At 36.0% G+C, this 444-nt stretch carries 1 pseudogene; it reads right to left on the minus strand.

The window, feature by feature from the left end:
• Positions 1-365 (minus strand): annotated as a pseudogene (locus I4N53_RS00515) (IS21 family transposase); the annotation flags it as partial.
• Between the last annotated feature and the right edge of the window lie 79 nt (positions 366-444).

Genomic DNA, 444 nt, shown 5'->3' on the forward strand with positions numbered 1-444 from the left:
TTGTATTCCTGTTGATTGATTTGTGGATTGATTAACTTTTTTGTTTATTTCATCGATTATCTTTATTAAATCTTCTTCATTTTCAAATTCACCATTGTATGGCAGTAACCAATCAATAAATTTATTAGATGATTCCACCTTTCCTTTGGTATATGAGCGCCTTGGTTTACATAAGCGTATCTTAAAGCCAAAATCATTTGCAAATGCTTTTATTTTATTATTTATCTTCCTCCCCTCGTTTGTTATATCAACTACTTATATCTCGAAACTAATTTTATGTCTTCCTTCCAATCTACCTGGGCCTGTTTTCCCGCAGGAGTTTCAAATCGTGGATGACCACTTGCTTTTATTTCATCATAGACTCCCATGCCGCAAATGCGGCACCAGCAGAGGATGAAAATACCATCCCCTTTACGGGAAGCACGCAGGATAGAATAACCCCTT

The sequence above is a fragment of the Thermoanaerobacter sp. CM-CNRG TB177 genome, from assembly GCF_018588165.1.
Taxonomy (GTDB): Bacteria; Bacillota; Thermoanaerobacteria; order Thermoanaerobacterales; family Thermoanaerobacteraceae; genus Thermoanaerobacter; species Thermoanaerobacter thermocopriae.